Annotated in this window: 28 protein-coding genes and 1 tRNA gene; 14 read left to right on the top strand and 15 right to left on the bottom strand. The window is 63.3% G+C overall.

Translation table 11 applies throughout. The features are described from left to right. Positions 1–40: 40 nt before the first annotated feature. From PPN31114_RS17125 to PPN31114_RS17105, 5 genes are read left to right on the top strand one after another with little or no spacing between them, the layout of a single operon-like run. Positions 41–862, top strand: a complete 822-nt coding sequence (locus PPN31114_RS17125) for an alpha/beta fold hydrolase (RefSeq protein ID WP_150680714.1) — start codon at positions 41–43, stop codon at positions 860–862. Between the two features lie 54 nt (positions 863–916). Further along, the gene (locus PPN31114_RS17120; RefSeq protein WP_150680713.1) at positions 917–1,234 is read left to right on the top strand and encodes a GNAT family N-acetyltransferase; all 318 of its coding nucleotides are present in this window, start codon (positions 917–919) and stop codon (positions 1,232–1,234) included. A gap of 15 nt (positions 1,235–1,249) precedes the next feature. Then, positions 1,250–2,530 carry an NAD(P)/FAD-dependent oxidoreductase gene (locus PPN31114_RS17115; RefSeq protein WP_150680712.1) on the top strand — a complete coding sequence of 427 codons (1,281 nt, stop codon included), beginning with the start codon at positions 1,250–1,252 and terminating at the stop codon, positions 2,528–2,530. A 12-nt stretch (positions 2,531–2,542) separates the two neighbouring features. Beyond that, entirely contained in the window at positions 2,543–2,851 is a 309-nt protein-coding gene (locus PPN31114_RS17110; RefSeq protein ID WP_150680711.1) for a UBP-type zinc finger domain-containing protein, read from the top strand. Positions 2,852–2,873: 22 nt separating this feature from the next. After that, the gene (locus tag PPN31114_RS17105) at positions 2,874–3,518 is read left to right on the top strand and encodes an antibiotic biosynthesis monooxygenase (RefSeq protein ID WP_150680710.1); all 645 of its coding nucleotides are present in this window, start codon (positions 2,874–2,876) and stop codon (positions 3,516–3,518) included. 81 nt (positions 3,519–3,599) lie between these two features. Here PPN31114_RS17105 and PPN31114_RS17100 read toward each other — a convergent pair whose 3' ends face one another. Both PPN31114_RS17100 and kdgD read right to left on the bottom strand, forming a co-directional pair. Then, the gene (locus tag PPN31114_RS17100) at positions 3,600–5,174 is read right to left on the bottom strand and encodes an aldehyde dehydrogenase (NADP(+)) (RefSeq protein ID WP_150680709.1); all 1,575 of its coding nucleotides are present in this window, start codon (positions 5,172–5,174) and stop codon (positions 3,600–3,602) included. A 10-nt stretch (positions 5,175–5,184) separates the two neighbouring features. Continuing rightward, a complete protein-coding gene (gene kdgD, locus PPN31114_RS17095; protein ID WP_150680708.1) occupies positions 5,185–6,096 on the bottom strand; it encodes a 5-dehydro-4-deoxyglucarate dehydratase in 912 nt (303 codons plus the stop codon). A 404-nt stretch (positions 6,097–6,500) separates the two neighbouring features. Between kdgD and garD the strand changes: the two genes are divergently transcribed. After that, positions 6,501–8,033, top strand: coding sequence for a galactarate dehydratase (gene garD / locus PPN31114_RS17090; protein WP_150681116.1), 1,533 nt, complete (start codon positions 6,501–6,503; stop codon positions 8,031–8,033). Positions 8,034–8,066: 33 nt separating this feature from the next. Here garD and PPN31114_RS17085 read toward each other — a convergent pair whose 3' ends face one another. Next, a complete protein-coding gene (locus PPN31114_RS17085; protein WP_150680707.1) occupies positions 8,067–8,543 on the bottom strand; it encodes a nitrate reductase associated protein in 477 nt (158 codons plus the stop codon). A gap of 383 nt (positions 8,544–8,926) precedes the next feature. Here PPN31114_RS17085 and PPN31114_RS17080 point away from each other — a divergent pair, with 383 nt between their 5' ends. The 3 genes from PPN31114_RS17080 to PPN31114_RS17070 all read left to right on the top strand — a co-directional run bounded on the left by PPN31114_RS17080 (position 8,927) and on the right by PPN31114_RS17070 (position 11,276). Further along, entirely contained in the window at positions 8,927–9,172 is a 246-nt protein-coding gene (locus PPN31114_RS17080; protein WP_150680706.1) for a hypothetical protein, read from the top strand. Positions 9,173–9,186: 14 nt separating this feature from the next. Next, positions 9,187–10,197, top strand: a complete 1,011-nt coding sequence (locus tag PPN31114_RS17075; protein WP_150680705.1) for a hypothetical protein — start codon at positions 9,187–9,189, stop codon at positions 10,195–10,197. 185 nt (positions 10,198–10,382) lie between these two features. After that, positions 10,383–11,276 (top strand): DMT family transporter, encoded by an 894-nt coding sequence (locus tag PPN31114_RS17070; protein ID WP_150680704.1) that lies wholly within the window; start codon positions 10,383–10,385, stop codon positions 11,274–11,276. Positions 11,277–11,370: 94 nt separating this feature from the next. Here the strand turns inward: PPN31114_RS17070 and PPN31114_RS17065 are convergent, their stop codons facing one another. The 6 genes from PPN31114_RS17065 to PPN31114_RS17040 form a co-directional block, all read right to left on the bottom strand. Further along, positions 11,371–12,204 carry a DUF4088 family protein gene (locus PPN31114_RS17065; protein WP_150680703.1) on the bottom strand — a complete coding sequence of 278 codons (834 nt, stop codon included), beginning with the start codon at positions 12,202–12,204 and terminating at the stop codon, positions 11,371–11,373. Between the two features lie 470 nt (positions 12,205–12,674). Next, on the bottom strand, positions 12,675–13,658 hold the full coding sequence (gene egtD, locus PPN31114_RS17060) for an L-histidine N(alpha)-methyltransferase (protein ID WP_150680702.1): 984 nt from the start codon (positions 13,656–13,658) through the stop codon (positions 12,675–12,677). Continuing rightward, a complete protein-coding gene (gene egtB / locus PPN31114_RS17055) occupies positions 13,658–14,908 on the bottom strand; it encodes an ergothioneine biosynthesis protein EgtB (RefSeq protein ID WP_246182643.1) in 1,251 nt (416 codons plus the stop codon). Before egtB ends, egtD begins: the two co-directional genes overlap by 1 nt. A 176-nt stretch (positions 14,909–15,084) precedes the next feature. Continuing rightward, on the bottom strand, positions 15,085–15,621 hold the full coding sequence (locus PPN31114_RS17050) for a chromate transporter (RefSeq protein WP_246182608.1): 537 nt from the start codon (positions 15,619–15,621) through the stop codon (positions 15,085–15,087). Beyond that, positions 15,611–16,201, bottom strand: coding sequence for a chromate transporter (locus PPN31114_RS17045; RefSeq protein ID WP_150680700.1), 591 nt, complete (start codon positions 16,199–16,201; stop codon positions 15,611–15,613). The genes PPN31114_RS17050 and PPN31114_RS17045 overlap by 11 nt, the downstream gene beginning before the upstream one ends. Positions 16,202–16,290: 89 nt before the next feature. Then, entirely contained in the window at positions 16,291–16,494 is a 204-nt protein-coding gene (locus tag PPN31114_RS17040) for a hypothetical protein (RefSeq protein ID WP_150680699.1), read from the bottom strand. A gap of 92 nt (positions 16,495–16,586) precedes the next feature. Between PPN31114_RS17040 and PPN31114_RS17035 the strand changes: the two genes are divergently transcribed. Next, positions 16,587–16,671 (top strand) — tRNA-Leu (locus PPN31114_RS17035). A gap of 129 nt (positions 16,672–16,800) precedes the next feature. On the opposite strand, the gene PPN31114_RS17030 is transcribed toward PPN31114_RS17035, so the two are convergent. Then, the gene (locus tag PPN31114_RS17030; protein ID WP_150681114.1) at positions 16,801–17,712 is read right to left on the bottom strand and encodes an alpha/beta fold hydrolase; all 912 of its coding nucleotides are present in this window, start codon (positions 17,710–17,712) and stop codon (positions 16,801–16,803) included. A gap of 291 nt (positions 17,713–18,003) precedes the next feature. Between PPN31114_RS17030 and PPN31114_RS17025 the strand changes: the two genes are divergently transcribed. Further along, positions 18,004–18,435: a MarR family winged helix-turn-helix transcriptional regulator gene (locus PPN31114_RS17025; protein ID WP_150680698.1), complete on the top strand. Its 432-nt coding sequence runs from the start codon at positions 18,004–18,006 to the stop codon at positions 18,433–18,435. An 8-nt stretch (positions 18,436–18,443) separates the two neighbouring features. Next, positions 18,444–19,016 (top strand): isochorismatase family protein, encoded by a 573-nt coding sequence (locus PPN31114_RS17020; RefSeq protein ID WP_150680697.1) that lies wholly within the window; start codon positions 18,444–18,446, stop codon positions 19,014–19,016. Positions 19,017–19,029: 13 nt separating this feature from the next. On the opposite strand, the gene PPN31114_RS17015 is transcribed toward PPN31114_RS17020, so the two are convergent. Next, positions 19,030–19,374, bottom strand: coding sequence for a c-type cytochrome (locus PPN31114_RS17015; RefSeq protein ID WP_306439733.1), 345 nt, complete (start codon positions 19,372–19,374; stop codon positions 19,030–19,032). A 459-nt stretch (positions 19,375–19,833) separates the two neighbouring features. On the opposite strand from PPN31114_RS17015, the gene PPN31114_RS17010 reads away from it, so the two are divergent. Continuing rightward, a complete protein-coding gene (locus PPN31114_RS17010) occupies positions 19,834–20,346 on the top strand; it encodes a DUF6622 family protein (protein WP_150680696.1) in 513 nt (170 codons plus the stop codon). Positions 20,347–20,415: 69 nt separating this feature from the next. Here PPN31114_RS17010 and PPN31114_RS17005 read toward each other — a convergent pair whose 3' ends face one another. From PPN31114_RS17005 to PPN31114_RS16990, 4 genes are all read right to left on the bottom strand, one after another. Then, the gene (locus PPN31114_RS17005; RefSeq protein WP_150680695.1) at positions 20,416–21,210 is read right to left on the bottom strand and encodes a transporter substrate-binding domain-containing protein; all 795 of its coding nucleotides are present in this window, start codon (positions 21,208–21,210) and stop codon (positions 20,416–20,418) included. A 63-nt stretch (positions 21,211–21,273) separates the two neighbouring features. After that, positions 21,274–22,002 carry an amino acid ABC transporter ATP-binding protein gene (locus PPN31114_RS17000; RefSeq protein ID WP_150680694.1) on the bottom strand — a complete coding sequence of 243 codons (729 nt, stop codon included), beginning with the start codon at positions 22,000–22,002 and terminating at the stop codon, positions 21,274–21,276. Then, complete coding sequence (locus PPN31114_RS16995) at positions 21,986–22,639, bottom strand: amino acid ABC transporter permease (RefSeq protein WP_150680693.1); 654 nt, start codon at positions 22,637–22,639, stop codon at positions 21,986–21,988. Before PPN31114_RS16995 ends, PPN31114_RS17000 begins: the two co-directional genes overlap by 17 nt. Beyond that, complete coding sequence (locus PPN31114_RS16990) at positions 22,636–23,418, bottom strand: amino acid ABC transporter permease (RefSeq protein ID WP_150680692.1); 783 nt, start codon at positions 23,416–23,418, stop codon at positions 22,636–22,638. Before PPN31114_RS16990 ends, PPN31114_RS16995 begins: the two co-directional genes overlap by 4 nt. Before the next feature lie 429 nt (positions 23,419–23,847). On the opposite strand from PPN31114_RS16990, the gene PPN31114_RS16985 reads away from it, so the two are divergent. Continuing rightward, positions 23,848–24,309: an Lrp/AsnC family transcriptional regulator gene (locus PPN31114_RS16985; protein WP_150680691.1), complete on the top strand. Its 462-nt coding sequence runs from the start codon at positions 23,848–23,850 to the stop codon at positions 24,307–24,309. Positions 24,310–24,518: the final 209 nt, after the last annotated feature.

Here is a 24,518-nt window from a genome sequence, read left to right as displayed (position 1 = left end):
TTTTCTCGATCTCGTTTCCCCCATTTCTTTGGAAAAAATCATGACGACTCTGACTTTGCGCGACGGCACCGAGCTTTACTACAAGGACTGGGGCTCGGGCCAGCCGATTCTCTTTAGCCATGGCTGGCCGCTGAGCGCCGACATGTGGGATGCCCAGATGCTGTTCTTCGCCGAGCGCGGCTACCGCGCCATTGCGTTCGACCGCCGGGGTTTCGGCCGTTCGAGCCAGCCGTGGACCGGCTACGACTACGACACGTTCGCCGACGACATCGGCGAGCTCATCGAAGCGCTCGATCTGAAGAACGTGATCCTCGCTGGCTTCTCGATGGGTGGGGGCGACGTGACGCGCTACATCGCCCGTAAAGGCAGCTCGCGGATTGCCAAGCTCGCACTCATCAGCGCCGTGACGCCGCTTTTCGTCAAGACGGCCGATCACCCGATGGGGCCGGATGCCTCTGTTTTTGCCGGTATCCGTGCAGGTCTTGCCGCCGATCGGCCGCAGTTCATCGATGACTTCAGCACGGTGTTCTACGGCACCAATCGGCCGGGCGCGAAGGTGTCGCAAGGCGTCCTCAAGCAGACGTTGCAGATCGCGTTGCAGGCGTCGATCAAAGCCACCATCGATTGCGTGACGGCATTTTCCGAAACGGATTTCCGCCCTGACATGGCGAAGATCGACGTGCCCACGCTCGTGATTCACGGTGACGACGATCAAGTGGTGCCGTTCGAGGCGACCGGCAAGATCGCGGCGGAGATGATCAAGGGCGCGCAGTTGAAGGTCTATGCAGGCGCACCGCACGCCACTGCGACCACCCACGCCGATCAACTCAACGCCGATTTGCTGGCATTCATCAAGGGCTAAGGGGCACATGCCCCGGGGGCGTGTAAAACCGCGCCCCCTCATCGAGAAACTTTCATGACCACTTCGACCACGCCGATTCAGGTGCAAGACAACCCGGCAAAGCACCGCTTCGAGTACACGGTGCAAGGCGAACACGCCGTTGCGATCTACTCGCTGGAGGGCAACGTCATTACGTTCATTCACACGCTGGTGCCCGACGCGTTGCGTGGCCAAGGCATCGCCACGAAGTTGGTGCTGGCGGGGCTGGCCTCGGCGCGGGAGCGTGGTCTGCGTGTCATTCCGCAGTGCCCCGTGTTTGCGGCTTATATGCGTGCGCATCCCGAGACGCACGACTTGCTGGCCGATGAAGGCCGCACCTTGCTCGGTTTGTAACGACACGGAGCTGTCATGACATCGCCCGCCGCTGCCGATCCGATTGACACCCCACGCCCCCGAGTGCGCTTGCTCGGGCTTGCCATCTCTGCACGTGCATTTGAGATTCGCGATTTCCTGAGCCGAAGTGTGGTCACCTTCGACTGGGTCGAGTTGGATGAAGCGGCGGCGCGCCGCATTCCCGGTATTCGGGGATTGGACGATCCGGGGCTGCCGGTGTGTGAGTTTCCCGATGGAACGCGGTTGTTCAACCCGACTGTCGCAAACGTTGCGCGGCGGCTGGGATGGGTGGAAAAGCCCCGCCGGAAGGCGTATGACGTGTCCATCTACGGTGCTGGCCCGGCGGGGTTGAGTGCGGCGGTGTATGCCGCTTCGGAAGGGTTGAACACGGTGCTCGTCGAGCGCGATGCGGTCGGCGGACAGGCGGGTAACTCGTCGTTGATCGAGAACTATCTGGGGTTTCCGCAGGGCATTAGCGGCGGTGAACTTGCCGAGCGTGCGCGTCAGCAGGCGGTGCGCTTTGGGGCAGAAATTCTTCGTCTACGCGAGGGCGTGTACGCCGTGTTTGCCGAGCGCGGCATTCATGTCGATCTGGCCGACGGCACACAGCTAAGCGCGAGCACCAACATTTGCGCGACCGGCATCGAGTGGCGCCGTCTCGGTCTGCCAGACGAGGCGCGGTTGCAGGGGCTGGGGCTTTTTTACGGCGCCGGTGCGAGCGAAGCGCCGATGTGTACCGGCGAGACGGTGTATGTGGTCGGCGGTGGCAATTCGGCGGGGCAGGCTGCGATGCATCTGTCGGCTTATGCGCGCGAAGTTGTCATGCTGGTGCGCGGTGCGCGCTTGGCCGATACGTTGTCCGATTATCTGATTCAGAAGATTCAAGGCACGGCCAACATTCGGGTGGTCACGGGCTGCGAAGTGAGTGCGTTGCATGGCGATCGCTTTCTGGAGGCGATCACGGTGCGCGAACGTGCGAGCGGTGCGGAGCAACATCTGGCGACGCATCATTTGTTCGTCTGTATCGGCGGTTTGCCCAATACCGATTGGGCGCGCGATACCGCCATTACGCGCGATGGCTCCGGCTATCTCGTCACCGGACCGGATCTCACCCCGGCGATGTTGGCGGCGGCGGGCTGGCCGCTCGCGCGTGCCCCGTTTCCGCTGGAAACGAGTGTGCCGGGTTCGTTCGCCGTGGGCGACGTGCGGCATGGCTCGATGAAGCGCGTCGCGTCCGCGGTGGGCGAAGGCGCAATGGCAGTCGCGTTTATCCATCAGCATCTCGCAACCCTCTGAGGAGAGATCGCCATGTCCAAACGTTGCACGCATACCGACAGCATTCAACACGTCACACCCAGCGCACTCGGTTGCGAAGAGTGTCTGAAAACCGGCAGCCGTTGGGTGCATTTGCGACTGTGCCGCACGTGCGGCCACGTGGGGTGCTGCGACGACTCGCCGAACCGCCACGCTAACGCGCATTTCCACGAAACCGGTCATCCGATCATCGAGGGCTACGACCCGCCGGAAGGCTGGGGCTGGTGCTATGTCGATCGCGTCATGCTGGACTTGGGCGACGATACGACGCCGCAAAACGGGCCGATTCCGCGCTACGTCTAAATAACAATTCGAAGAGGATCTTATGCATCAAGCCGAAACCACCGCCGCCACAGATTCCATGGATCCGCGCGATCCCTCGCTGCGTAGCGCCTCGCTGGGCGATCTTTCGGCACGCAGTTTGCCGCGTCCCGAGAGTGTGACGGCCGTCATCGAGCATCACATTCGCCCGGAGTCCGTTGCCGCGTACGAAGCATGGCTCAAGCGCATTGTGCCGATCGCGGAACGATTCCCCGGGCACCGTGGTGTGCATGTCCTTCGTCCTGCGGCGGGCTCGACGGTCTACACCGTGACGTTGCGTTTCGACTCGCTAGCGCATGCGGAAGATTGGTTCGAGTCGGATGCGCGGCAGACCTTGCTCAGCGAGGTGATGCCGTTTCTGGCGAGTGACGAGCGGCGTCAGACGATCACCGGGCTCGAGTTCTGGTTTCACCCGGCACCGGGACAAAAACCCGCTAAGCGCTATAAGCAGTTTCTGCTGACGCTGTCGGTGATCTTTCCGCTCACGGTGGTGGTGCCGTTACCCGTGCATTGGCTGGCAGCCAGCTTGCCTTGGCTGACTAATACGATCTTCGCCAAACTCGTGGTCGCCGCCGTCATCGTCGGGTTGATGACTTACGTGATCATGCCGCGTGTGACCCGGCTCGCCTCGAAATGGCTGTATGAATGACGCGAGGGGCGGATCGGGAAACGCTTTTAACTCCCAGCGTTTCTCGATGACGCCCCTCGCGAATTACGCACTACGCAGGTATTACGCTTGCTTGAGTGCCCCGTCGACCAGACGCCACAAACCGAGCGGGTTGTCCTGACGCAGTGCATCCGGCAGCAACGCATCAGGCAGGTCTTGATAGCAGACCGGGCGCAAGAAGCGATCGATGGCGGTGGCGCCCACGGATGTGAACATCGCGTTCGACGTGGCCGGGAACGGGCCGCCGTGCACCATCGCATGACACACTTCGACGCCGGTCGGGAACCCGTTGGCGAGAATGCGGCCAGCGCGGCGCTCCAGACTCGGCAACAGGCGGCGCGCGGTTTCCACATCGCCTGCATCGAGTTGCAACGTCGCCGTGAGCTGGCCTTCGAGACGCTCGGTAATCGCGATCATCTCGTCGATGCTCTCGCATGCGATGACGACGGACGCCGGACCAAACACTTCGTCGTGCAACGCCGGTGTGGCGAGAAACGCCGCAGCCGTCGTGCGGAAGAGGGCGGCTTGCCCCTGGCAACCGCTGCCTGCCTGACCGCGTGCGACGAGCGCTACGTTGCTTTCGTCGGCCAGACGCGCGACACCCTTGTCGTAGGCCTGATGAATGCCCGGCGTGAGCATCGTGCCCGCGGCCTTCGCCGTGAGGGCGTCGCCAGCGGTTTGGCAGAAACGCTCGAGCGCCTCGCCCGCAATGCCCAGCACCAGCCCCGGATTCGTACAGAACTGACCGACGCCCATCGTGAGCGAATCGGCAAAGCCCTTGGCGATGGCGTCGCCGCGCGCGCTGAGCGCTTCCGGCAATACGTACACCGGGTTGATGCTGCTCATTTCCGCATAAACCGGAATCGGCACCGGGCGGGCTTGCGCGATGCGTTGCAATGCGAGTCCGCCAGTGCGCGAGCCGGTGAAGCCGACCGCAGCGATGGCTGGATGCGCCACCAGCGCTTCGCCCACTGCACGCTCACCCACGAGCAGCGAAAAGACGCCCTCGGGCAAGCCGAGCTTTTGCACAGCGGAACGCACCGCGCGTGCGACCAACTCCGACGTGCCCAGATGTGCAGAGTGCGCTTTCACCACGACCGGACATCCCGCCGCAAACGCCGACGCCGTGTCGCCGCCTGCCACGGAGAATGCTAACGGGAAGTTGCTCGCACCGAACACCGCCACGGGGCCCAGGCCGATCTTCGTCAGACGAAGATCGCTGCGCGGCAGCGGCTGGCGTGCCGGTTGTGCAGGATCGATGGTGGCGTCGAGAAAGTGTCCGTCGCGCACCACTTGCGCAAACATCCGCAACTGCCCGACCGTGCGGCCGCGCTCGCCTTGCAAACGCGCGACAGGCAGGCCGCTTTCCGCATGGGCGCGTTCGATGAGGGCATCGCCCAGATCGAGAATGGCTTGCGCGACGGCTTCGAGAAATTCGGCACGCTTCGCAAGCGGCAGCGCACGGAACGGGTCGAACGCCGCACGGGCCAGTTCGCAGGCCCGGTCGACGTCTTGCGGGGTGCCCGCGCCGAACGCGGGCGCAAGACGCTCGCCACGCGACGGATCGAACGCGTCGAGCGTGCCCGCGCTGCCGCGCACATCGGCGCGGCCAATCAACATCTCACCGGTGATCTGCATGCGGGGCTCCTTAGCCTTCGACCTTCTTGATCAGCGCGTCGAGCGCTTCGAGTTCCTGCGGCAGCAAGTCGGTCAGCGGCGCGCGCACCGGACCGGCGTCGTGGCCGACGAGCTTCGCGCCCGCTTTCACAATGCTCACGGCATACCCGGCGCGGCGATTGCGAATTTCGAGATACGGCAGGAAGAACGTGTCGAGCAGACGGCCCATCGTGGCTTGATCGTCCTCGCACACGGCACGGTAGAACTGCATGGCGGTCTTCGGGATGAAATTGAAGACGGCCGACGAGTACACCGGCACGCCCAGTGCGCGGTACGCTGCGGCATAGACCTCGGCCGTGGGCAGGCCACCCAGATACGAGAAGCGCTCGCCCAGACGGCGGCGTATTTGCACCATGCGCTCGATGTCGCCCACGCCGTCCTTGAAGCCGATCAGGTTGGGGCACTTGTCGGCGAGTCGCTCCAGTTCGTCGGCGCTCAGCTTGGAGTTGGCGCGGTTGTAGACGATCACGCCGATGTTCACGGCCTTGCAGACCTGTTCGACGTGCGCGGCGATACCGTCGAGGCTGGCTTCCGTCAGGTAGTGCGGCATGAGCAGCACGCCCTTGGCGCCGAGGCGTTCGGCTTCTTGTGCGTACTGAATGGCCATGCGTGTCGGGCCACCGGCACCGGCCAGAATCGGCACCTTGCCTGCGCAGGTATCGACGGCGGTCTTGATCACGGCGCTGTAGTCCTGCGGCGTGAGCGAGAAGAATTCGCCCGTGCCGCCGGCTGCAAACAGGGCCGTCGCACCGAACGGCGCCAACCATTCCAGGCGAGCCGCGTAAGCGCGCGCGTTGAAGTCTCCATTCGCGTCGAAATCGGTCACGGGGAAAGACAACAAGCCGTCGGAGACGATCTGTTTGAGTTCTTGGGGTGCGGTCATTTCGGCAGTTCCTGTCGGCCCGCAGGGCCGGATTCAATAAAAAAGGGATCGCTCAACTAGCGTCCGGCGCTTAGTTATATGTCATCGTATAACATGTCATTCGGACGAGCAAGAGGGCGGCTGCCGGAATGGCAGTTGGGATAAACCCGGAAAGGGCTTATCGGTATATGGGTGTGACCGCGAAAGCGTACGCGCAGAAAGCGTCTAGATGTATGATGACGCATAAGTGACGGCGGGTTGAGCTAACGTCAACGACGCCGGATGGGATCAAGTCAGCAGGAGGAGAGGGACGCAAGATGTCTTCAACACAGGACACGCGCCGCGCAAGCGATGCACATCAGGACACCGCCGCCGGTGTGTCGGATATTTCCAACAAGTCGTCGGCTTTGCCGCGCTACATCCGCATGCAACCCGCAGATAACGTTGCCATCGTGGTGAACGACGGCGGCTTGCCTGCGGGCAGTCGTTTTGCCGACGGTCTGGTGCTGGTCGATGCGGTGCCGCAGGGCCATAAGGTCGCCCTTGTCGATCTCGCGCAGGACGCGCCGGTGATTCGCTACGGCGTGGTCATCGGCTACGCGGCGCGCGCATTGCCTGCGGGCAGTTGGGTCAACGAGCGCAATCTGCATATGCCGGAAGCGCCGTCGCTCGACCGGCTGCCGATCGCAACGCGCGTGCCGGCCGAATTGCCACCGCTCGAAGGGTTCACGTTTCAGGGCTATCGGAATGCCGACGGCTCAGTCGGCACGCGCAACATTCTGGCGATCACGACGACCGTGCAGTGTGTGGCGGGCGTGGTCGAGTTTGCCGTGAAGCGCATCAAAGAGAAGCTGCTGCCCAAGTATCCGAATGTCGACGACGTTGTCGGTCTGGAGCATACGTACGGCTGCGGGGTCGCCATCGATGCGCCCGATGCGATCGTCCCCATCCGCACGCTGCGTAACATCGCGACGAATCCGAACTTCGGCGGCGAAGTGATGGTGGTGAGTTTGGGGTGCGAGAAGCTTCAGCCGGAGCGGCTGCTCCCGGCGGGCAGTATCCCCATCGGCAGCGCGAACGCCGACGGCAAACCCGACACGGTTTGCCTGCAAGACGAGGCGCATGTCGGCTTTCTGTCGATGATCGATTCGATTCTCGCGACGGCGGAAGTGCACTTGCAGCGCCTAAATGCCCGTCGGCGAGAGACGGTGCCCGCGTCGGAACTGGTGGTCGGCGTGCAGTGCGGCGGCAGCGACGCGTTCTCGGGCGTGACCGCGAATCCGGCTGTCGGCTTCGCCACGGACTTGCTGGTACGCACCGGCGCGACAGTCATGTTTTCGGAAGTGACGGAAGTGCGCGACGGCATCGATCAGTTGACCTCGCGCGCGGCCACGCCCGAAGTGGCGCAAGCCATGATCAAGGAGATGGCGTGGTACGACGCCTACCTGGAGCGCGGGCGCGTCGATCGCAGTGCGAACACGACGCCGGGCAACAAGAAAGGCGGTTTGTCGAACATCGTCGAAAAGGCGATGGGATCGATCGTGAAGTCAGGCAGCGGGCCGATTCACGGCGTGGTGTCGCCGGGCGACAAGCTCGACCGGTCACGCCAGCGCGGGCTCATCTATGCGGCGACCCCTGCCAGCGATTTCATTTGCGGCACGCTGCAACTCGCGGCCGGTATCAATCTGCATGTGTTCACGACCGGGCGCGGCACACCGTATGGTTTGGCCGAAGTGCCGGTGATCAAAGTCGCGACACGCAGCGATCTCGCGCGCCGTTGGCACGATCTGATGGACGTCGACGCGGGGCGGATCGCCACGGGAGAGGCCACTATCGAAGACGTGGGCTGGCAACTCTTCCACTTGATGCTCGCGGTGGCGAGCGGCGAAAAGACGTGGGCCGAGCGGTGGGAGTTGCACAACGCACTCGTGCTGTTCAACCCCGCACCGGTGACCTGATGATAGGCGAGGGCGGCGGAGGGGGGGCTGGCCTCAGAGCTCTGCTTGCGTTTGCGCCAGACCGAACTCCAGCATGGCGGGCACGAAGCAGTGGTTGAGCGTGTCGCGCCGCGAGAGTTTGGTCAGCACGTAGCGGCGAAACGGCGTGAGCGTGCCCCAGTCGCCCACGTCGGGCGGCAGCAGGTCGGCCAGTTCACATTGCTTGAGTAAGCCCGGCGGCAGGGCGTTACCGTCTTGCCACGCCGTCGGCGCAGCGTCGATGCTGCGCTCGACCGGCTGGCCCAGATGCTGTTCGGCAATCTCATCCAGACGCGCCGCAAAATCCTCATCGCCCGGCGCGCAGGACGCCAGCGTCTCGCGCGCCTCATACGGCAGGCGCTGCCAATCGGCCAGCGACAAGTGTTGTCCGTTGCGATCCAGATTGAAGCGAATCGCCATCGTGATGAACTTCAGGTCTTCGCAGGCTTCGATCTCGAAGACAAAGATCGGCAGACGCTGGTAGAGATGCATGAGCGTAACTCCTCGTGTGGCGACATATCGTAGCCAGACGATTGTACCTGTGCAGTTGCCGCCATCGCGACAGGGCGCAGAAGTGCGAGGTGGCTTCGGATTCTCCCAACAGGTTCTTGGGCGGTTTCCGAAAGTGCCACTCAGCCGACGGATATTCGTGACGCTTGCGCGTAACGCCTTCAGTGACCTGACGGGCGCAACGCGCGACGACGGGTGCCCGCGCGGCAGCCATTCAGGGCGGTGGTGTGCGCGCAAAAGCCGGGTATGGCGCATGGCAGCGGCGTGGCACTCGTTGGGAATTTTCCTAGAGCATTGCCCCAATCACGAAACCCTCGCGTTTTCCTAAGGTTAGCGTTTGCTCGCAGGATTCGACAGGAGCCGACATGCCGACCAACGCCTCGCCGCTACCCTTTCCCTTCGTGCCCGTGACGCCAGCACCACCCTCGGCATCGCAGGCTTTCACTTCTGCCATCCCTCCCAAATCTCGCAACGCACAACGCAGTGTGTCGGGCGGCACGCGTCAGACCCCGATGACGTCGCCCGACAGCGGCTTCGCCGGTCTGCGCATCGACGTGGTGCGTGTCGTGACCGGTGCCGAGGTGCTGTTGCTTGGCGCGATCGTCCGATGAGTGCGGTGCCAGTCATGCCCAATTCGGTGCCGCGCCCGCTCGACGAGTCTCGCCAACTTGCCGATGCCAATACCAATACCCATCCCCATCCCCATGCAGAGACCGACAGGCCCGGCGGGGCCGTGTGGGTCATCGTCTCGCCGCACGCGGAGTGGTCTTGTGCGGGGGATGTCGTCACGGTGGCGTCGCACGAGGTGTCGTGCACATTGCACGGTGTGACACCTGAGGTGCCGACATGGCTGGAGCGCGTGAGGCACGGTGTGTTGCTGGCGTCGGCACCGGCGCCCAGCGGCTGGCTCGCGAGGCTTGTCGACGAGGGGCTCGTCAGTGTGTTGCCCGCGACGCAGCCCGATATCGTGCCCGCATTCGGGAGCATTTGCGACACGTGGATGCGCGGCATTTTCTCGACGCCATTCTGGGCGCGCTTTCTCGCCAGAGAGTCGAGCGACATTCAAGTGCTCGCGTTTCTCGCGCAGCTTTACCACCGTGCGGCGGGTGCCGACGTGCATAACAGGATCGCCGTCGAACGTTGTACCGACCCGGTCTTGCGGCCGATGCTGTTGCGCCAATACCGCGAGCAGCGCGGGCAGGCGACGATGCTGGCTGCCGGATTGCTGCGCTGCGGCGCGGCTGCCCGCACGTTCCTCGATAGCGGCGCGTTCGACGCGACACACGCGTTGGTCGACTTCATTATCGAAGCGGCGGGGGACATGCCGAGCTACGTCGGCTGTTGTGCACTCTGTCAGGCCCCGGCTGCGGCGCGGGCGGTGAGCGAGATCGAAGCGCAGTTCGAGGCGCTCTCGCAACGCTACCCGTCGGCCGCGGAGGGGTTTGCGGCGGTGTGTGCGCATGCGCGTCACGACGCCAGTGTGTGTGGCGGCACGCCGCTGTTGTCGCTCTGGGTGCAGGAGGCTGGGCCGCCGGATGCCGCCGCGCGCTTGCGCATGCTGCGCGGTGCCTCGGGTGTCGCGGCGGCCTATCGCGCGATGTTCGATGCGTTGTATCGGCTCGACGAGGATATGTAAGCCTGCAAAGTCCGATCGAGCGACGCGGGGAAGGGGGAAGGGCCGAGAACGCGTGGGGGGGAAGGAGCGAGACGGAAGGGGCAATAAGACAACGAGAAGATGCACCCGGATGGGGCGCGCGGCTCGTATAATGGCGTCCCAACGGCGGGGGGCGGTTGCGACTTCGCGCCGTCCGCCCCCTGACCATGACAACCCAACTCGCCTACCTCGCCGCCCTCGGTGCCGCCCTTTGCTGGGCTTGCAGCGGCATGATCGCCATCACGCCTGTTCGTCAGGCCGGTTCCTTCCCGTTCAACTACGCCCGCATGCTGCTCGTCTTCGCGATGCTGCTCTTCGCGCTGGCGGTGTTGCGTGGCTGGCCGTCGCTCACGCCCGAACAATGGCTGCGGCTATGCGCCTCGGGGCTGATCGGCATTCTGGTGGGCGACACCATTCTCTACACCTCGCTCGGCCGTCTCGGGCCGCGCCGTAACTCCATCATCTTTGCAACCAATGCGCCGATGACGGCCATGCTTGGCTACTTCTGGCTGGGCGAGGCGCTCGGCTGGCGTGCCATCGTCGGCGTTGCGCTGGTGACGGCGGGGGTGGCGTTAGCTATCGCTTTCGGTGGCCGCCGGGAAGATGCCCATCACTGGGAATCGGTGCGCGGCGACGTGCGCGTGGGCGTGGCGATTGGCCTGACGGCGGCGCTGTGTCACTCGATCGGTACGCTCATCGCCAAGCCGGTGATGGCGGCCGGTGTCGATCCGGTGGGGGCATCGGCGGTGCGCGTGGGGGTGTCGGCGCTCGGGCTGACCATACTTGCCGCGCGGCGCGGGCGGAGCATCTTCGCCGCGTTCACGCCGGGCACGCTGGCGCTGACGGCGTTGTCTGGCTTTGTGGGCGTGGCCGTGGGCATGACGTTGCTGCTCTACGGCATGGGGCATGGCAATACGGGGGTGATCGCCACGCTCTCGGCTACCACGCCGGTGATGGTGCTGCCGCTGCTGTGGATTCGTACGCGTCAGCGTCCGGCAGCCGGTGCGTGGGTAGGCGCGTTGATTGCGAGCGCTGGGGTGGCGCTGATTTTCAACCGTTGATGCGAGGGAGACGCCGCGTATCAGCGCGCGTCGATGCGCGTGCGAAGCGACACGTTACTGTGTCGGCACATCAGCGCGTCAGCACATCAGCACATCAACGCGTCAGCGGCGACTGCAAGCTGTCGGCGTTCTTCGATGTCTGATCGTGTGACAAGCCTGACGCGGCGGCAGGCGGTGCGTCGTTGATGGCCGGACGCGGTGCGGAAGGCGTGAGCAAGCGACGCAACCATGCGGCGAGCCGCTCGAACACGGTGGGGTCGTCGTTGAAAATCTCCGGACGCAGCACACGCAGGTATTCGAGAATCTGATCCGCTTCCTGATGCCCGACCGACCCGTAGATCACGGCGAGGTCGAGCAGTGCGCGCAACTCCCCCAGCTTTTCTCTCGCCTGCAAGGTGCGGGCGGTTTCCACGGCGCGTTTGGCGTCGAATACCCGCTCGCGCAGTACCGATGCTGCGCGCCACGCGGGCGTCTGCAACGTCGCTTCCAGCGTGCGGAGGTCTTGTGCCGAGGTCACGATCTGCCCCGCGAGCGACTCCACGATGCGCTCTTCGCCCTTCGCTTCGCGCACGATGCCTTCGGCCCAGCGGCTGGCTTGACGCGACATATCTTCGCGCGTCCATTCCGGGCGCGACACGAAGTAAAAGCCGTGCTGGCGCGCCTGATTCAGGATGATCGAGACGACGTCGGGAAACTGCTTGTCGAACGTGCGCTTGGCCCACGCGTAGTGACCGCCCGCGAGCAATTGCGCGACGGCGGCTTCGGTGAGCGGGACGGTGCTGTCGAGCAGGCGTGCGCGCAGAAAGTCGTCGAAAGGCGGGGGCGTGAAGTGACGATCGACGGCGGCGGAGATACGCACGAACGCGTCGAAGTCTTTTTGCAGGTCCGCAAGTGCGGTGTCGGACAGGGTGAGTGAGATACGGCTCATCGTGACAGGCTCCCGGCCACTGCGACGGCGCGATGCCAGTCGTCACGCGAGCCCGTCATGGCTCGGCGAGCGTCTGCCTGAGTGCAACAGGCCGCAGGCGGCGTCGCCGGAGCCCGTGCCACGTGCATCCCCATTGCGCGTGAAGTCATTGCAGCGATACGTCTAAACGGTGCGCGCCGGTCATGGCCGTGCGCTATGAAGATGGCCATCGATTCCCGCCGCTGTCTCGCGGCGCGCGTGACCCCATATGGCGGCGATTCTAGCGTATTCGTTGCCAGCAAGTCACCGCGATTCATTAAAACGCTGTCGAATTCACACTTTGCAGAGCAAGCAGCGTGGATCCCCTCGGCTTAACGGCAAAAGCGCAGAAAAACTTTAGGGCTGCTGCGTTTTTGGCTTTGAAGTGTGGAAGGCGTCGCGCGAATGACCGGTCAGACCAACCTGTCACTCGCGCGAACCGTGCCTGGCCGTCAGGCGTTAGCCGCTGGCCCGAGGAGATACACCGCGAAGCGCGAACGGGCGTCGTGCCATACACGTTCCACGTCCCAGCCAGCCGAGTTGGCGAGCGCGCGAAATTCCGAGGGACCGTATTTATAAGAGTTCTCGGTGTGAATCGATTCGCCCGCGGCAAATGTGAAGCGCTGACCGAGCACATCCGCGTGGCAAGGCCGCTGCGCCACCAAATGCATCTCGATGCGGCTCGCGCCCGCGTTGAATCGCGCTTCATGGCGGAAGGCGTCGAGCGGCAAGTTGCCGTCGAGTTCGCGATTGATGCGCACCAACACATTTAGATCGAACTGCGCCGTTACGCCACGAGCATCGTCGTAGGCGGGCAGCAGTACGGCAGGGTCTTTGCAGGCATCGACGCCGACGACCATGCGCCGACGCGCACCGAGCATCTTGCCCACGTGCGCCAGAAAGGCGGCCGCCTGGCCGGGCGCGAAATTGCCGATGGTCGAGCCGGGAAAGAAGCCCAGACGCGGCCCCTGCGTGTTCTGCAATTGCGGCGGAAGGTGAAACGGCCGCGTGAAGTCGGCTCGCACCGGCAGCATCGGAATGCCCGGGCAACGGCGCGCGAGTGCCGCCACGGCGTCGTCGAGAAAATCGTCGGCGATATCGACCGGTACATAGGCGCGCGGCGTCACGAGGGCGTCGAGCAGCAATGGGGTCTTGCGGCTGGAGCCACTGCCGAATTCGACGACTACGGCGTCCGGGCCGATGACATCGGCAATCGCGGCGGCGCATTCGCCGAGCAAGGCAGTTTCGGTGCGTGTCTGGTAATACTCGTCGAGGCCGGTGATTTCCTCGAAGAGTTCGCTGCCGCGCCGGTCATAGAGCCAGACGCTCGGTAGCGACTTGGGCGTGTGGCCGAGACCGGCGAGCACGTCGGTGGCAAACGCGTTTTCGGGCAGTGACGGGCAAACGAATGCCGTGGCTTGGGTGGCATGCGACATCAGCGGTCCTCCGCGAGCCTCAGGCCGCAGAATTGCCAGCGCTGATGCGGGTAGAAGAAGTTGCGGTACGTCGCGCGCGAATGTCCCGCCGGTGTTGCCAGCGAGCCGCCACGCAGCACGAATTGTCCGCACATGAACTTGCCGTTGTATTCGCCGACGGCCCCCGCTGCCGTCCGGAATCCGGGATAAGCGACGTACGGGCTCGCGGTCCATTGCCAGACCGGGCCGTAGAGCTGGTGAAGCTGATCGTGCTGCTGCGTCGGAGAGTTCTGTCGCGCCGCCTGTGTCTGTGCCGCGACCTCCCACTCATGTTCTGTCGGCAATCGCTTGTCAGCCCAGCGCGCAAACGCATCGGCTTCGAAATAACTCACATGCCGCACCGGTGCGTTGTCGTCGACGGGTTGCATGCCGTTGAGCGTCATCGCATGCCATTCGCCGTTGCGTAATTCCCAGTAAAGCGGATGCCCCCAGCCGTCGCGTTGCACAGTCGCCCAGCCGTCGGAGAGCCAGAGCCCCGCCATGCGATAGCCGCCGTCTTCGATGAAGTCGCGCCACTCGCCATTGGTCACCACGCGCGACGCGATGGCAAAGGGGCGTAGCAGCACATCGTGCGCGGGTGTCTCGCAATCGAACGAGAAGGGCTCGCCCGCGTGGCCGATGCGATGCTGTCCGCCGTCGAGCTCGATCCATTGCAAGGGGATATTCGGATGCGGTGCCCGATCCGCTTCGCGAACGATTTCACGATGCGCGGGCCGCAACGGATTCTGCGCGAACAGATGCAGCAAATCGGTGTGCATCAGTTCCTGATGCTGCTCTTCGTGATGAAGCCCGAGCGTGATCAGATCGAAGACATCGCGAGGCAGATCGGCGTGCAGTAGAAACTCGTGCATCGCCGCGTCGACATGGGCGCGATAGCGCAGAATTTCGTCGAGCGTTGGGCGCGTGAGCAAGCCGCGTTGCGGGCGCGGATGACGCGGACCGGCGGCTTCGTAATATGAGTTGAAGAGAAACGCGAAGTGCGGATCGTAGGGGCGATAGCGTCTGCCAGCCAGTGCGCCGTATTCACCGAGCAAAAACGTCTCGAAGAACCACGTAGTGTGTGCGAGATGCCACTTGATGGGGCTGGCGTCGGGCATCGACTGCACGGTGGCGTCGGCGTCCGATAGCCCGGACGCGAACGCGACCGATGCGGCGCGCACCGAATCGAACCGATCGGCGATGGTGCCATTGGCGGACGGCCCGTCACGCATAGTGCGCAGGACGCTCGCTTCGGGGGAGGTGCCGGAGGGCGCCTCGGCTTGCGACGTACAACAGGGGACGGTCATGGGGACACACCGTGTTGTGAAACGTGCGCTCTATTGTAGACCTGTTGCCAGCGCTTCGTATGACACCGGGAGTGGCCGGTTTGAACCCCGGCCGGGAGGTACTACATCAACCATCCGGTCAACCCAAGCAGACTGCCGCCCGCGATGAGCCAGAGCGGATTCCAGCGCGTGCGCAGCGTGATGAAGATGGCCACGAGGGTGACGAGTGCGCGCGCCAGATTGATGTCGATTTCGCGGGCCAAAATAGCGCTGCTGGCGGCCAGCAACCCGACGGTAATCGGCGCGAGCCCGGCGCGCACCGCCCGCACCCACGGTGAGCGTTCGTGCCGGTCGACCCAGCCGCCAACCAAATAGGCGAGTAACGAACTCGGTGCACATTTGGCGAGCGTGGCCGTGAGCGCGCCGGGCAGCCCTGCGGCTTGCAAGCCGATGAGCGTGACGGCCATACCGTTCGGGCCGGGCGCCGCTTGCGCCAGCGAGAAGAAGGTGACGAATTGCGCGTCGGTGATCCAGTGGCGCGTTTCCACCGCGTAGCGATGAATATCTGCGAGCGTGACGTTGGTGCCGCCCACGGCCAGCAGCGACCAGAGCGAGCCGTGGAGAAAGAGATCGATGAGCGTGTGCATATCAGACGGCATCGGGCGGTGTTTGTCGGTCGCGCTGTCGTCGCAGGTGATACGCCATGAGAATGGCGCACGGCCCGAGTACGCCGAGCACGAGCAGCAAGGGCAGGCCGAAGACGAAGCTGCCGATGAACGTGGCGGCGGCAAACGTCAGCGTGCTCCAGTGCCGCTCCAAACCGGCGAGCAGGCGCAGGGCGGTGGCGATGACGAGTCCGGTGGCGGCGGGCATCAGGCCCGAGAGCAGGTGCTGCACCACCTGCGTTTGTCCCCACTGCGCATACGCGAAGCCGATGAGGATGATGACGATGGTTGGGCAGAAGTAGAGTCCGGCGACTGCTGCGGCCGCCCCGCGTGGGCCTCGAAACCGGCGGCCGAGCACGGTGGCGATGTTGGCGACGTTAGGGCCGGGCAGCAGTTGTGCGAGCGGCAGCAGTTCGGCGAATTCGCGGTCGGTTAGCCATTGCTTTTGATCGACGACCATGCGGCGTGCCCACGGCAGCACGCCGCCGAAGCCGGTGGCCCCGACGGTGCCGAAAGCGAGGGCGAGTTGCCAGCAGGACGGGCGCGGCGGGGTGCTATCGGAATCGACGGCCATGACGACGAAGAGACAGAAAGTGTGGGAGCGCACCCAAAGCGGGGGCGCCGCTGTGCTAGCGGGAGGTCATTCGTGAGATGCTCGCGCGCTTATGTCGGCCCGTTGCCGGTGGGGCCATGGATTTCGTGTTCCAGCCGCACGACTTCTTGGGCGACGAGTGCGATGGCGTTACGAATTTCCATGAGCGCGGTGTAGAGCGCCTGCGCGTTCTGGGGGGAGTGCAGGGCGACGTCGCGCGCGGCGGTTTCGATGGCGTCGAGCGACATGGCGATGCGGTCGAGATTCTCCAGCATGGGATCGATCTCCGGTGGAGCGCGCACCGCGCGCATGCCGCCATGATACTCAACTGACGTAACGCGGTGGGGATGTTAGAATGCGCGACCCTGCCGGGGTGATGAAATTGGTAAACATAGCGGACTTAAAATCCGCCGCCTTCGGGCTTGCCGGTTCAAGTCCGGTCCCCGGTACCATCTGCACATTTGGCTCGGTTGTACTTCCCGAGCCAGCGCTCACCGCAGACGCTAATCAAGTCAGGCCCCTGACGCGACATCGAGCGAATCGATTTCGTGCCGACGGGGCGATCCATGCGGGCATGACCATCACTGAAGGAATGCGGTGATCGCGCTCATGGTTGCCTGCGGCTGTTCTTCCATCAGCCAGTGGCCCGCGTTTGGAATCACGACACCTTGAACGTTGCTGGCCGCCGCACTGGCGACCGTCGCCATCATCGTTCCGAAGGATTTCTCTCCCCCGATCGCCAGTACCGGCATTGGCAAAGGCCCTTTGGCTAGAAACGCCTTGTTGTCGATCGCGTCCTGATCGAAAGCGTGGAACTGCTCGAAGCCGGAGTGCATCGCACCGGGCAGGGCATAGAGCTTTGCGTAATGCCGACGCGATGCCTCGTTGAAATTCTTGGGATCTGCGGAAAACTCATTCCAGAATCGATCGAGATAAATACGCTCTCGTCCCTTGACCAGACGCTCCATGTCCGGCCCGCCGAAACGGAAGTGCCAGAGCAGCGGGCTCTTCAGAATCTCTTCCCACGGGCCAACACCCGGAATCGGGGCATCCATGAGCACGAGTTTCGTCACGCGCTCAGGCTGCTCGGCTGCGAAAGCGTAGGCGACCATGTTGCCGATGTCATGGGCAACCACATCGACCTTGCCAATCTGGAGCGCATCCAGAACCCCGGCAATATCGCGTGCTTCGTTCTTCTTATCGTAGCCAGTGGCTGGATGGTCGGAGAGCCCCATGCCGCGAAGGTCGGGGACGACCACCGTATGGTTGGCCGCGAGCTTTGCGGCGATGGGTGCCCACATGTCACCGGTCTCGCCATAGCCATGCAGCAATACGACGGCTGGCCCGTGACCGCCGACGCGCACGTAAATTTTCGCGCCGTTGGTAGCGATCGTTTGATGCTTGAAACTGGTGGGAAATGTAAATACGTCTGCCGCCGCAGGAAGGGCGTGAACAGAGACAAGCAGCAACAGAAACGAGAGAAGCTTCCGCATTTCTAACCCCCGAGGGTTGAGTAAGCCGAATTGCCTGTGGTGTGGATAGCGCTGCTGCCTAGCGAAAAGACGGCCGTCTCGGACGGCCGCTTCGTAGTGCGTTGAATATCGCTTGTGGGCGACGCCGACCGTGGTCGGCAACTGCTTGTGGCGTTCCAAATCTACGCAGGAATTATTGCAAAGACAATAGGGGTTCGGATTTCGGTCCCCGATACGACGCAGCATTTCAACGGCACGATGAAATTGGAATGTTAACTTGCAAGTTAATATTCCAAGTTCTATGCTTCGCCCATGACTGTTCCCAACGAATCTGAAAGCGCCATCGCCGACCTGTTGCCGGTGATGGGCCAATTGCTGCGCCGCCTGCGGGCGGTTTCCAACACCCGCGAGTTGACGTGGTCGCAAGTGGCCATCATGGCGCGCCTTGAAGAGGGCGGCCCCACGACGACGGCGGATCTCGCCCGCGCGGAAGCGGTCAAGCCGCAATCGATGGGCGTCACGCTGGCGGTGATGGAGGCGGAAGGGCTCATCGAGCGATACGCTCATCCCGACGACGGTCGGCAAATGCTGGTTGCGCTCACCGACGATGGCCGTGAGACGCGGCGCAAAGTGCGCTTAGCCAAGCACGACTGGCTGATGAGCGCCGTCGCCAATTTCACGCCCGCCGAGCGCAAGACGCTCGTCTCGGCGGTAGAACTGATTCGCCGACTCGGCAACTCCTGAGGCTTCCGATGCCACTCTCCCAACTCGATTCCCATCCCGGTCTGCCTGCGCTTGTCGTCATCGACATGCAGAAGGGCATTGTGAGCTTGCCGACCGCGCATCCGGTCGAAGACATCAAAAAGCACTGCGCCGCATTGACGCAAATGTTTCGCGCGCGGGGTTTGCCCGTGGTGCTGGTCAACGTCGCTGGCCGCCCGGCGGGCCGAACCGACGCGCCTGTGCACGGCACGCCTGCCCCCGATTGGGCTGATCTGATCCCTGAGCTCGACGTGCAGCCCAGCGATCACAAAGTCACGAAGCTGCAATGGGGCGCGTTTTACGGCACGTCGCTTGATCAGTTCTTGCGTCGGCGTGGTGTGACGCAGGTGGTGCTGGCGGGTATTTCCACCAGCATTGGTGTGGAATCGACCGCACGCAATGCCCACGAGTTTGGCTACAACGTGGCGCTCGTGGTCGATGCGATGACTGACCTGAATGCCGCGTCGCATGCGCACAGCGTCGAGAAGATCTTCCCGAGGCTTGGTGAGACGACGACCACGGCTGACGTGCTCGCCGCGCTGAAGCAGCGAGCCGACGACTGAGCGGTGATTGGGCTTACTTGAGCGAATCCAGATACGCCAGCAAATCGGCAATCTTGCGCGGGTTGCTGATGCCCCAGAAGCGCATCTTGGTCCCGGGCACGGTCTTGCCCGGGTTCTCGATGAAGGCGGCGAGCGACTTGTCGTCCCAGACGATGCCCGACTGCTTCATCGCGGTCGAATAGTCGAAATCTTTCAGACTGCCCGCCCGGCGGCCCGCGATCGCATTGAGTTGCGGCCCGAACCCGGAGCCCGCCATCGGCCCGACCGAATGGCAGGACGAACAGCGCGCCGTGAAGAGCGTTTTCCCTTCTGCAATATTCCCCTCCGCGAAGACTGGCGACGCGAATGCAAGCGCCATGAGCATTGCGCCGAGCGACGCGATTTGCCGAGCGTTCAAGGGCGCGACGGAAGCTGCGATCTGGCGTGATGGCTCGTGGTGGAGCGCGGTGGCGAGCGGGGAAGCTAAGGACGAACGGTTCATCGGCGGAAATGCTGCGCGAAGCGTTTTGTGAGCAAGGCGCTACGTTACCGCGTTCTAAATTCTCGGGCCAGTGTTTCTCCCGCGCGGCGACACGTTGCGACATCGTGTCGCGGTGGCGCGATGGTGCGGCGATGCGGTGATGCGGTGGTGCAATGGAACGGTGGCACGGCGGTGCGTTGCAGCGTCGGCGCGTGACAGTGCGCTCGGCTCGCGTATCGCATCGGCAACTCGCGCCATGCCGCCTGCCGTTCGTCGCATCCTCGTCGAGTCATCTCATGCAATCTCCGATGCTTCGGTCATCGCCGCACGACTGCGGCCATTCTTCGGAGCGTTGCAATGACCTTTCTGTCTCATATCCCGCTGTGGGTCGGGTTTCTATTCGTGGGGTTGGTGGCGCTGGGCTTGTCGGCCACGCGTACACAGCAAAAGCCCTTGTGGGCGGCGCTGGCGATGCCGGTGGCCATGACGGTGTTTTCCGCATACGGCGTGGCGAATTCGTTTGGGGCGAGTGCACCGTCGCTCGTCGCATGGACGAGTGCCGTGGTGATCGTCGTGGCGCTGCGTGCCGCGCTTGGTATCTGGGGCGACGTGCGCTGGGTGCCAGCGACGCGCAGAGTCATCGTCGCAGGGAGTTGGATGCCACTCGTCTGGATGCTCGCGATCTTCGCGTTGAAATTCGCTGTCGCCGTGCAATTAGCGATGCATCCAGCGCTGCGCGAGCAAGGCGGCTTCGTCGCGTGGATCAGCTTGGCCTACGGCGCCTTCACCGGCGTATTTCTCGGCCGAGGGCTGGCGGTACGGCGGGCGATTCGGCTGGCCGGGAATAAGGCGGTGCCGCTGGCGTCGTGAAACAGAAAACGGGTGAGGGCGATTCGGCACATGCGTGCTTCATCGCCATCACCCGTGCGAAACAGACGCTTACGAAGCCTTCGTCACACTGTCCGGCAGATCACGGCCGTGATACTTCTTGTAGATCGCGTTGAGCTTGCCGTTCTTGAGGTTGGTCTTCACCCACTCGTTGATCCACTCCTTCAGGCGCGGCTGGTTTTTGTTGAGCGCGATGCCCAGATCGAAGTCTTTCTGCGTGAACTTCAATTCAAGATTCTTTTCCGGCGCACGCTTGGCCATCTCGCCGAGGTTCGACGGCGTGCTCGAGAAGATGTCCACTTGCCCCGTCACCATCGACGTGATGAGCGTCGCGTCATCTTCATAACGAACAATCTGCGCGCCCTTGGCGTTCTGCGTGGTCAGCGTGTCGTTGACGGTCGCGCGCGTGAGGCCGACGCGCTTGCCGTTCAGATCGTCATAGGTCTTGATGTTCATGCTCTTGGGCGCGCCGACGATGATCGAGATCACCGCATACGGCACCGAGAAGTCGATGACCTGCGCACGCTCCGGCGTGATCGACAAGTCGGCCACCACCACGTCGGCGCGGTTCGCTTGCAGCGTCGGTACGCGCGCAGCGTTCGTCACCGACACGATGTCGAGCTTCACGCCGAGGTCTTGCGCGAGCAACTTCGCCGTATCGACATCCGAGCCCGCAGGTTGCAGATTGGCATCGGCAAACGAGAACAGCGGCGTGCCCATGGCAATCGCGACGCGAATCTTGCCCGCCTTCTTGATGTCGTCGAGTTGATCGGCGAGCGCAGCGTGCGCCATCGCGCCGAGCACAACGGCCGCGCAGGCTTGGGTGAAGAGCGTCTTGAGTTTCATGCGGTGGTCTCCTTGAAGTGTTGTGTTTTGCTGCGATTTGCTAGCGTACGCAGGCGGCCTGTCTTACAGACCATTGGCGAGGAACGCACGCAGTTCAGGCGTTTGCGGGTTGTCGAGCATCTCGCCCGGACCGACTTCCCACACCTTGCCCTGATGCATGTAAATAATCTGATCGGCCACGCGCTTGGCAAACGCCATCTCGTGCGTGACGAGCACCATTGTCATGCCGTCGGCAGCGAGGTCTTCCATCACGCGCAGCACTTCGCCGGTGAGTTGCGGATCGAGCGCCGAAGTCACTTCGTCGAACAACATCACCTTCGGCGACATGGCGAGCGAACGCGCAATCGCCACGCGCTGCTGCTGACCGCCTGAGAGTTGCTCGGGATAGCTGTCAGCTTTTTCGGCAAGGCCCACTTGCGCGAGTACGCGCTTGGCAACCGCTTCGGCCTCGCTGCGCGGCATGCGCTTCACGTGGCGCAGCGCGAGCATGATGTTCTCGCGCACGCTTAGGTGCGGAAACAGGTTGTAGCTCTGGAAGACGATGCCGACTTCGCGGCGCAGTTCGTGCAGATCGATCTTCGGATCTTCCACGCGAATACCGCACACTTCGATGGAGCCTTCGTCAATCGTCTCCAGCCGGTCGATGCAGCGCAGCGCCGTGCTCTTGCCCGAACCGCTCGCGCCGATGATCGCGACCATCTTGCCGCGCTCCACTTCGAACGACACGCCCTTGAGCACCGGGTTGTCGCCGAAGCGTTTGTGAATCTGGTTGACCTTAACGATTGCCGACATTCAGTCTGTCCTCCAGTGCAGCGCTCCAGCGCGAAAGCGGGTAGCACAGCACGAAATAAAACACCCCCACGAGCGAGAACACGAGGAAGGGTTGGAAAATCGAGTTGTTGATGATCTGACCGGCGCGCGTGAGTTCGACGAAGCCGATCACCGATGCGAGCGACGTCATCTTGATGATCTGCACCAAGAAGCCGATCGTGGGCGGCAGCGACAAACGAATGGCTTGTGGAATGATCACCAGACGCAACGTCTGCCAGCGCGTGAACGACAAGCACTCAGCGGCTTCCCACTGCGCACGCGGCATCGCTTCCACGCAGCCGCGCCAGATGTCGCCCAGATACGCGCTGGTGTAGACCATCAGCGCGAGGGCGGCGGCCACGATGGCGGGCAATTCGAAGCCGTACACCGACAGGCCGAAGTACACGATGAACAGCAGAATCAGCAGCGGCACGCCCTGAATCGCTTCGATAAACACCTGTGCAGGCAAACGCAGCCAGCGGCGCGGCGAGATGCGCGCGAGCATCACGAGAAAGCCACCGGCGCTACCGAGCACAAACGCGATGAGCGAAAGCACCAGCGTCCAGCCGATCGACTGCACGAGATAGCCGAGATAAGTCCACGAGAAACTGCCGATCATGACGCGCTCCGTTGTGCGGCGCTGCTGCCGGTTGCGCCTGTCACACCGGCATTGCGCGCTGCCGTGGCACGTCGGCGTGCGGCCTGTGCCGTCTGGGCCGCAGCGCGGCGCACGGTGCGGCGGCGCTTGAAGAGATATTCGCCCACGCCCCACGCGACGAGCTTCACCAGCAGCGATAGCACGAGATACAACCCGGCAACGACGATGTAGGTTTCGAGCGAGCGGAAGGTGTCCGATTGCACGGTGTTGGCGACGGCCGTGAGTTCTTCCGCAGAAATTTGCGAGGCCATGGCGGAGGCCTGCATCATCAAAATGAACTGCGTCGTGAGCGCGGGGTACACCTTCTCGATGGCCGGTTGCAGCATCACGTGCCACGCAATGCGCCACTTCGACAGGCCAAGACACTCGGCCGCTTCGATCTGCCCGCGCGGCACCGACTCGATACCCGCACGAATGATCTCGGCCGCATAAGCGCCGATGTTGATCACCATGGCGATGACCGACGCCGCGAACGTCGGCATATGAATGCCCAGACTCGCAAGGCCGAAATAAAGCAGGAAGATTTGAACGAGGAAGGGGGTGTTGCGCACCGACTCGATGTAGATGCCGCACAGGCGCGACAGCAGACGATGGCGGCTACGTTTGGCGAACGCGACCAACGTACCGAGCGCCGTGCCGATGACCACGGACAAGGCCGTCATCTTCAGCGTGAGCCATGCGCCTTCCAGAAAAACTGGCCAATAAGGAACCAGCGGGGCGAAATTCAACGAGAAATGCATGGCTGACGCCTGTCTCCGGTGACGTTCGGGGCCGACGCGCCAGGCAATCGATCTGCGGCTATGACATCCGCAACTGCCGTGGTGGGTCTTTCTTGTACGTCGTCATATAAGTGATGTGATTTTGCGCATCGGACTTCCGCGTTGTCAATACCGGGGGCTTGCGGGGATACCCGAGGCCATGGCCTTGATAGGACTAGGGTTAAGTGCTGTCGAAGGCGATGCGGTGGGCGCGTCGACAGCCAGTGAGGCCGCTTCAACGACCGGTTGATGACGGCCGCGTTTGCCCCATGTCATCGTATCTCTTGGGCGGGCAGGGGGATGCTCGTCGATGTGAGCCTGGCGCGCAGACCTTTGCGTGACGACCTCTTATAATCGCGCTTTACCGCTCACGAGCCCGATCGCTAGGCTCTAGCCCTTGCCGAGTCCGTCATGACCCTGTCCGCCACGCCGCTCGACGAACTCGATCGGAATCTGCTCGCGCTGTTGCGCGTCAATGCCCGCGAGAGCGCGGCCAATTTGGCACGTCGGCTCGGGGTGGCCCGAACGACGGTGCTTGCGCGCATCGGACGGCTGGAGCGCGCGGGGGTGATCGCGGGCTACACGGTGCGCCTCGGGCAAGATGCCGCAGGTGGCGGCTTGCAGGCGTGCGTGGGCATCAGCGTGCAACCCCGCTCGGGACGCGACGTGCAGCGTCGGCTCGACAAAATGCCCGAAATCCATCTGCTTTGCACCGTCAGCGGGGAATTCGACTATGTGGCGTGGCTGCATGCCGCGTCGCCCGACCAGCTCGACGCGTTGCTCGACACGATTGGCGAGATCGATGGCGTGACGCGCACCACCACGTCGGTGGTGCTGGCCCGCAAGATCGACCGGGGCGGCGTGTTGCCCTGATGCCACGCTAATTCGGCGCTAAGAATGTGCCGTTAAGGTGTCGGCCGGCGGCCGTTGCGCAGTTCACCGCGGTGTTCGTCGGCGGTTTGGTAATTTTCCGTAAACGGAAGCCGCGGGTTCCCTAAGTCTTGTGCAAAAAATGGGGCAGAATGCGGCCCCATCGCCTTTTCAATCCCCCCAATTCCCCATATAGCGTCGACTTCGGGTTT

The sequence above is a fragment of the Pandoraea pneumonica genome (assembly GCF_902459645.1).
Taxonomy (GTDB): domain Bacteria; phylum Pseudomonadota; class Gammaproteobacteria; order Burkholderiales; family Burkholderiaceae; genus Pandoraea; species Pandoraea pneumonica.
The sequence above is the reverse complement of the archived record's forward strand: the minus strand, read 5'-3'. Positions and strand labels throughout refer to the sequence as shown.

Coding starts and splice junctions, on each gene's coding strand:
- kdgD (WP_150680708.1), bottom strand. CDS start 6,096: ATGACCGCACCCCAAGAACTCAAACAGATCGTCTCCGACGGCTTGTTG.
- PPN31114_RS17125 (WP_150680714.1), top strand. CDS start 41: ATGACGACTCTGACTTTGCGCGACGGCACCGAGCTTTACTACAAGGAC.
- garD (WP_150681116.1), top strand. CDS start 6,501: ATGCAACCCGCAGATAACGTTGCCATCGTGGTGAACGACGGCGGCTTG.
- PPN31114_RS16995 (WP_150680693.1), bottom strand. CDS start 22,639: ATGATCGGCAGTTTCTCGTGGACTTATCTCGGCTATCTCGTGCAGTCG.
- PPN31114_RS17040 (WP_150680699.1), bottom strand. CDS start 16,494: ATGCTGGAGAATCTCGACCGCATCGCCATGTCGCTCGACGCCATCGAA.
- PPN31114_RS17110 (WP_150680711.1), top strand. CDS start 2,543: ATGTCCAAACGTTGCACGCATACCGACAGCATTCAACACGTCACACCC.
- PPN31114_RS17005 (WP_150680695.1), bottom strand. CDS start 21,210: ATGAAACTCAAGACGCTCTTCACCCAAGCCTGCGCGGCCGTTGTGCTC.
- PPN31114_RS17115 (WP_150680712.1), top strand. CDS start 1,250: ATGACATCGCCCGCCGCTGCCGATCCGATTGACACCCCACGCCCCCGA.
- PPN31114_RS17085 (WP_150680707.1), bottom strand. CDS start 8,543: ATGCATCTCTACCAGCGTCTGCCGATCTTTGTCTTCGAGATCGAAGCC.
- PPN31114_RS17080 (WP_150680706.1), top strand. CDS start 8,927: ATGCCGACCAACGCCTCGCCGCTACCCTTTCCCTTCGTGCCCGTGACG.
- PPN31114_RS17120 (WP_150680713.1), top strand. CDS start 917: ATGACCACTTCGACCACGCCGATTCAGGTGCAAGACAACCCGGCAAAG.
- PPN31114_RS16985 (WP_150680691.1), top strand. CDS start 23,848: ATGACCCTGTCCGCCACGCCGCTCGACGAACTCGATCGGAATCTGCTC.
- PPN31114_RS17070 (WP_150680704.1), top strand. CDS start 10,383: ATGACAACCCAACTCGCCTACCTCGCCGCCCTCGGTGCCGCCCTTTGC.
- PPN31114_RS17010 (WP_150680696.1), top strand. CDS start 19,834: ATGACCTTTCTGTCTCATATCCCGCTGTGGGTCGGGTTTCTATTCGTG.
- PPN31114_RS17065 (WP_150680703.1), bottom strand. CDS start 12,204: ATGAGCCGTATCTCACTCACCCTGTCCGACACCGCACTTGCGGACCTG.
- PPN31114_RS17105 (WP_150680710.1), top strand. CDS start 2,874: ATGCATCAAGCCGAAACCACCGCCGCCACAGATTCCATGGATCCGCGC.
- PPN31114_RS17050 (WP_246182608.1), bottom strand. CDS start 15,621: ATGCCGTCTGATATGCACACGCTCATCGATCTCTTTCTCCACGGCTCG.
- PPN31114_RS17030 (WP_150681114.1), bottom strand. CDS start 17,712: ATGCGGAAGCTTCTCTCGTTTCTGTTGCTGCTTGTCTCTGTTCACGCC.
- PPN31114_RS17075 (WP_150680705.1), top strand. CDS start 9,187: ATGCCCAATTCGGTGCCGCGCCCGCTCGACGAGTCTCGCCAACTTGCC.
- PPN31114_RS17000 (WP_150680694.1), bottom strand. CDS start 22,002: ATGTCGGCAATCGTTAAGGTCAACCAGATTCACAAACGCTTCGGCGAC.
- egtD (WP_150680702.1), bottom strand. CDS start 13,658: ATGTCGCATGCCACCCAAGCCACGGCATTCGTTTGCCCGTCACTGCCC.
- egtB (WP_246182643.1), bottom strand. CDS start 14,908: ATGCGTGACGGGCCGTCCGCCAATGGCACCATCGCCGATCGGTTCGAT.
- PPN31114_RS17045 (WP_150680700.1), bottom strand. CDS start 16,201: ATGGCCGTCGATTCCGATAGCACCCCGCCGCGCCCGTCCTGCTGGCAA.
- PPN31114_RS17100 (WP_150680709.1), bottom strand. CDS start 5,174: ATGCAGATCACCGGTGAGATGTTGATTGGCCGCGCCGATGTGCGCGGC.
- PPN31114_RS17015 (WP_306439733.1), bottom strand. CDS start 19,374: ATGGCGCTTGCATTCGCGTCGCCAGTCTTCGCGGAGGGGAATATTGCA.
- PPN31114_RS16990 (WP_150680692.1), bottom strand. CDS start 23,418: ATGCATTTCTCGTTGAATTTCGCCCCGCTGGTTCCTTATTGGCCAGTT.
- PPN31114_RS17025 (WP_150680698.1), top strand. CDS start 18,004: ATGACTGTTCCCAACGAATCTGAAAGCGCCATCGCCGACCTGTTGCCG.
- PPN31114_RS17020 (WP_150680697.1), top strand. CDS start 18,444: ATGCCACTCTCCCAACTCGATTCCCATCCCGGTCTGCCTGCGCTTGTC.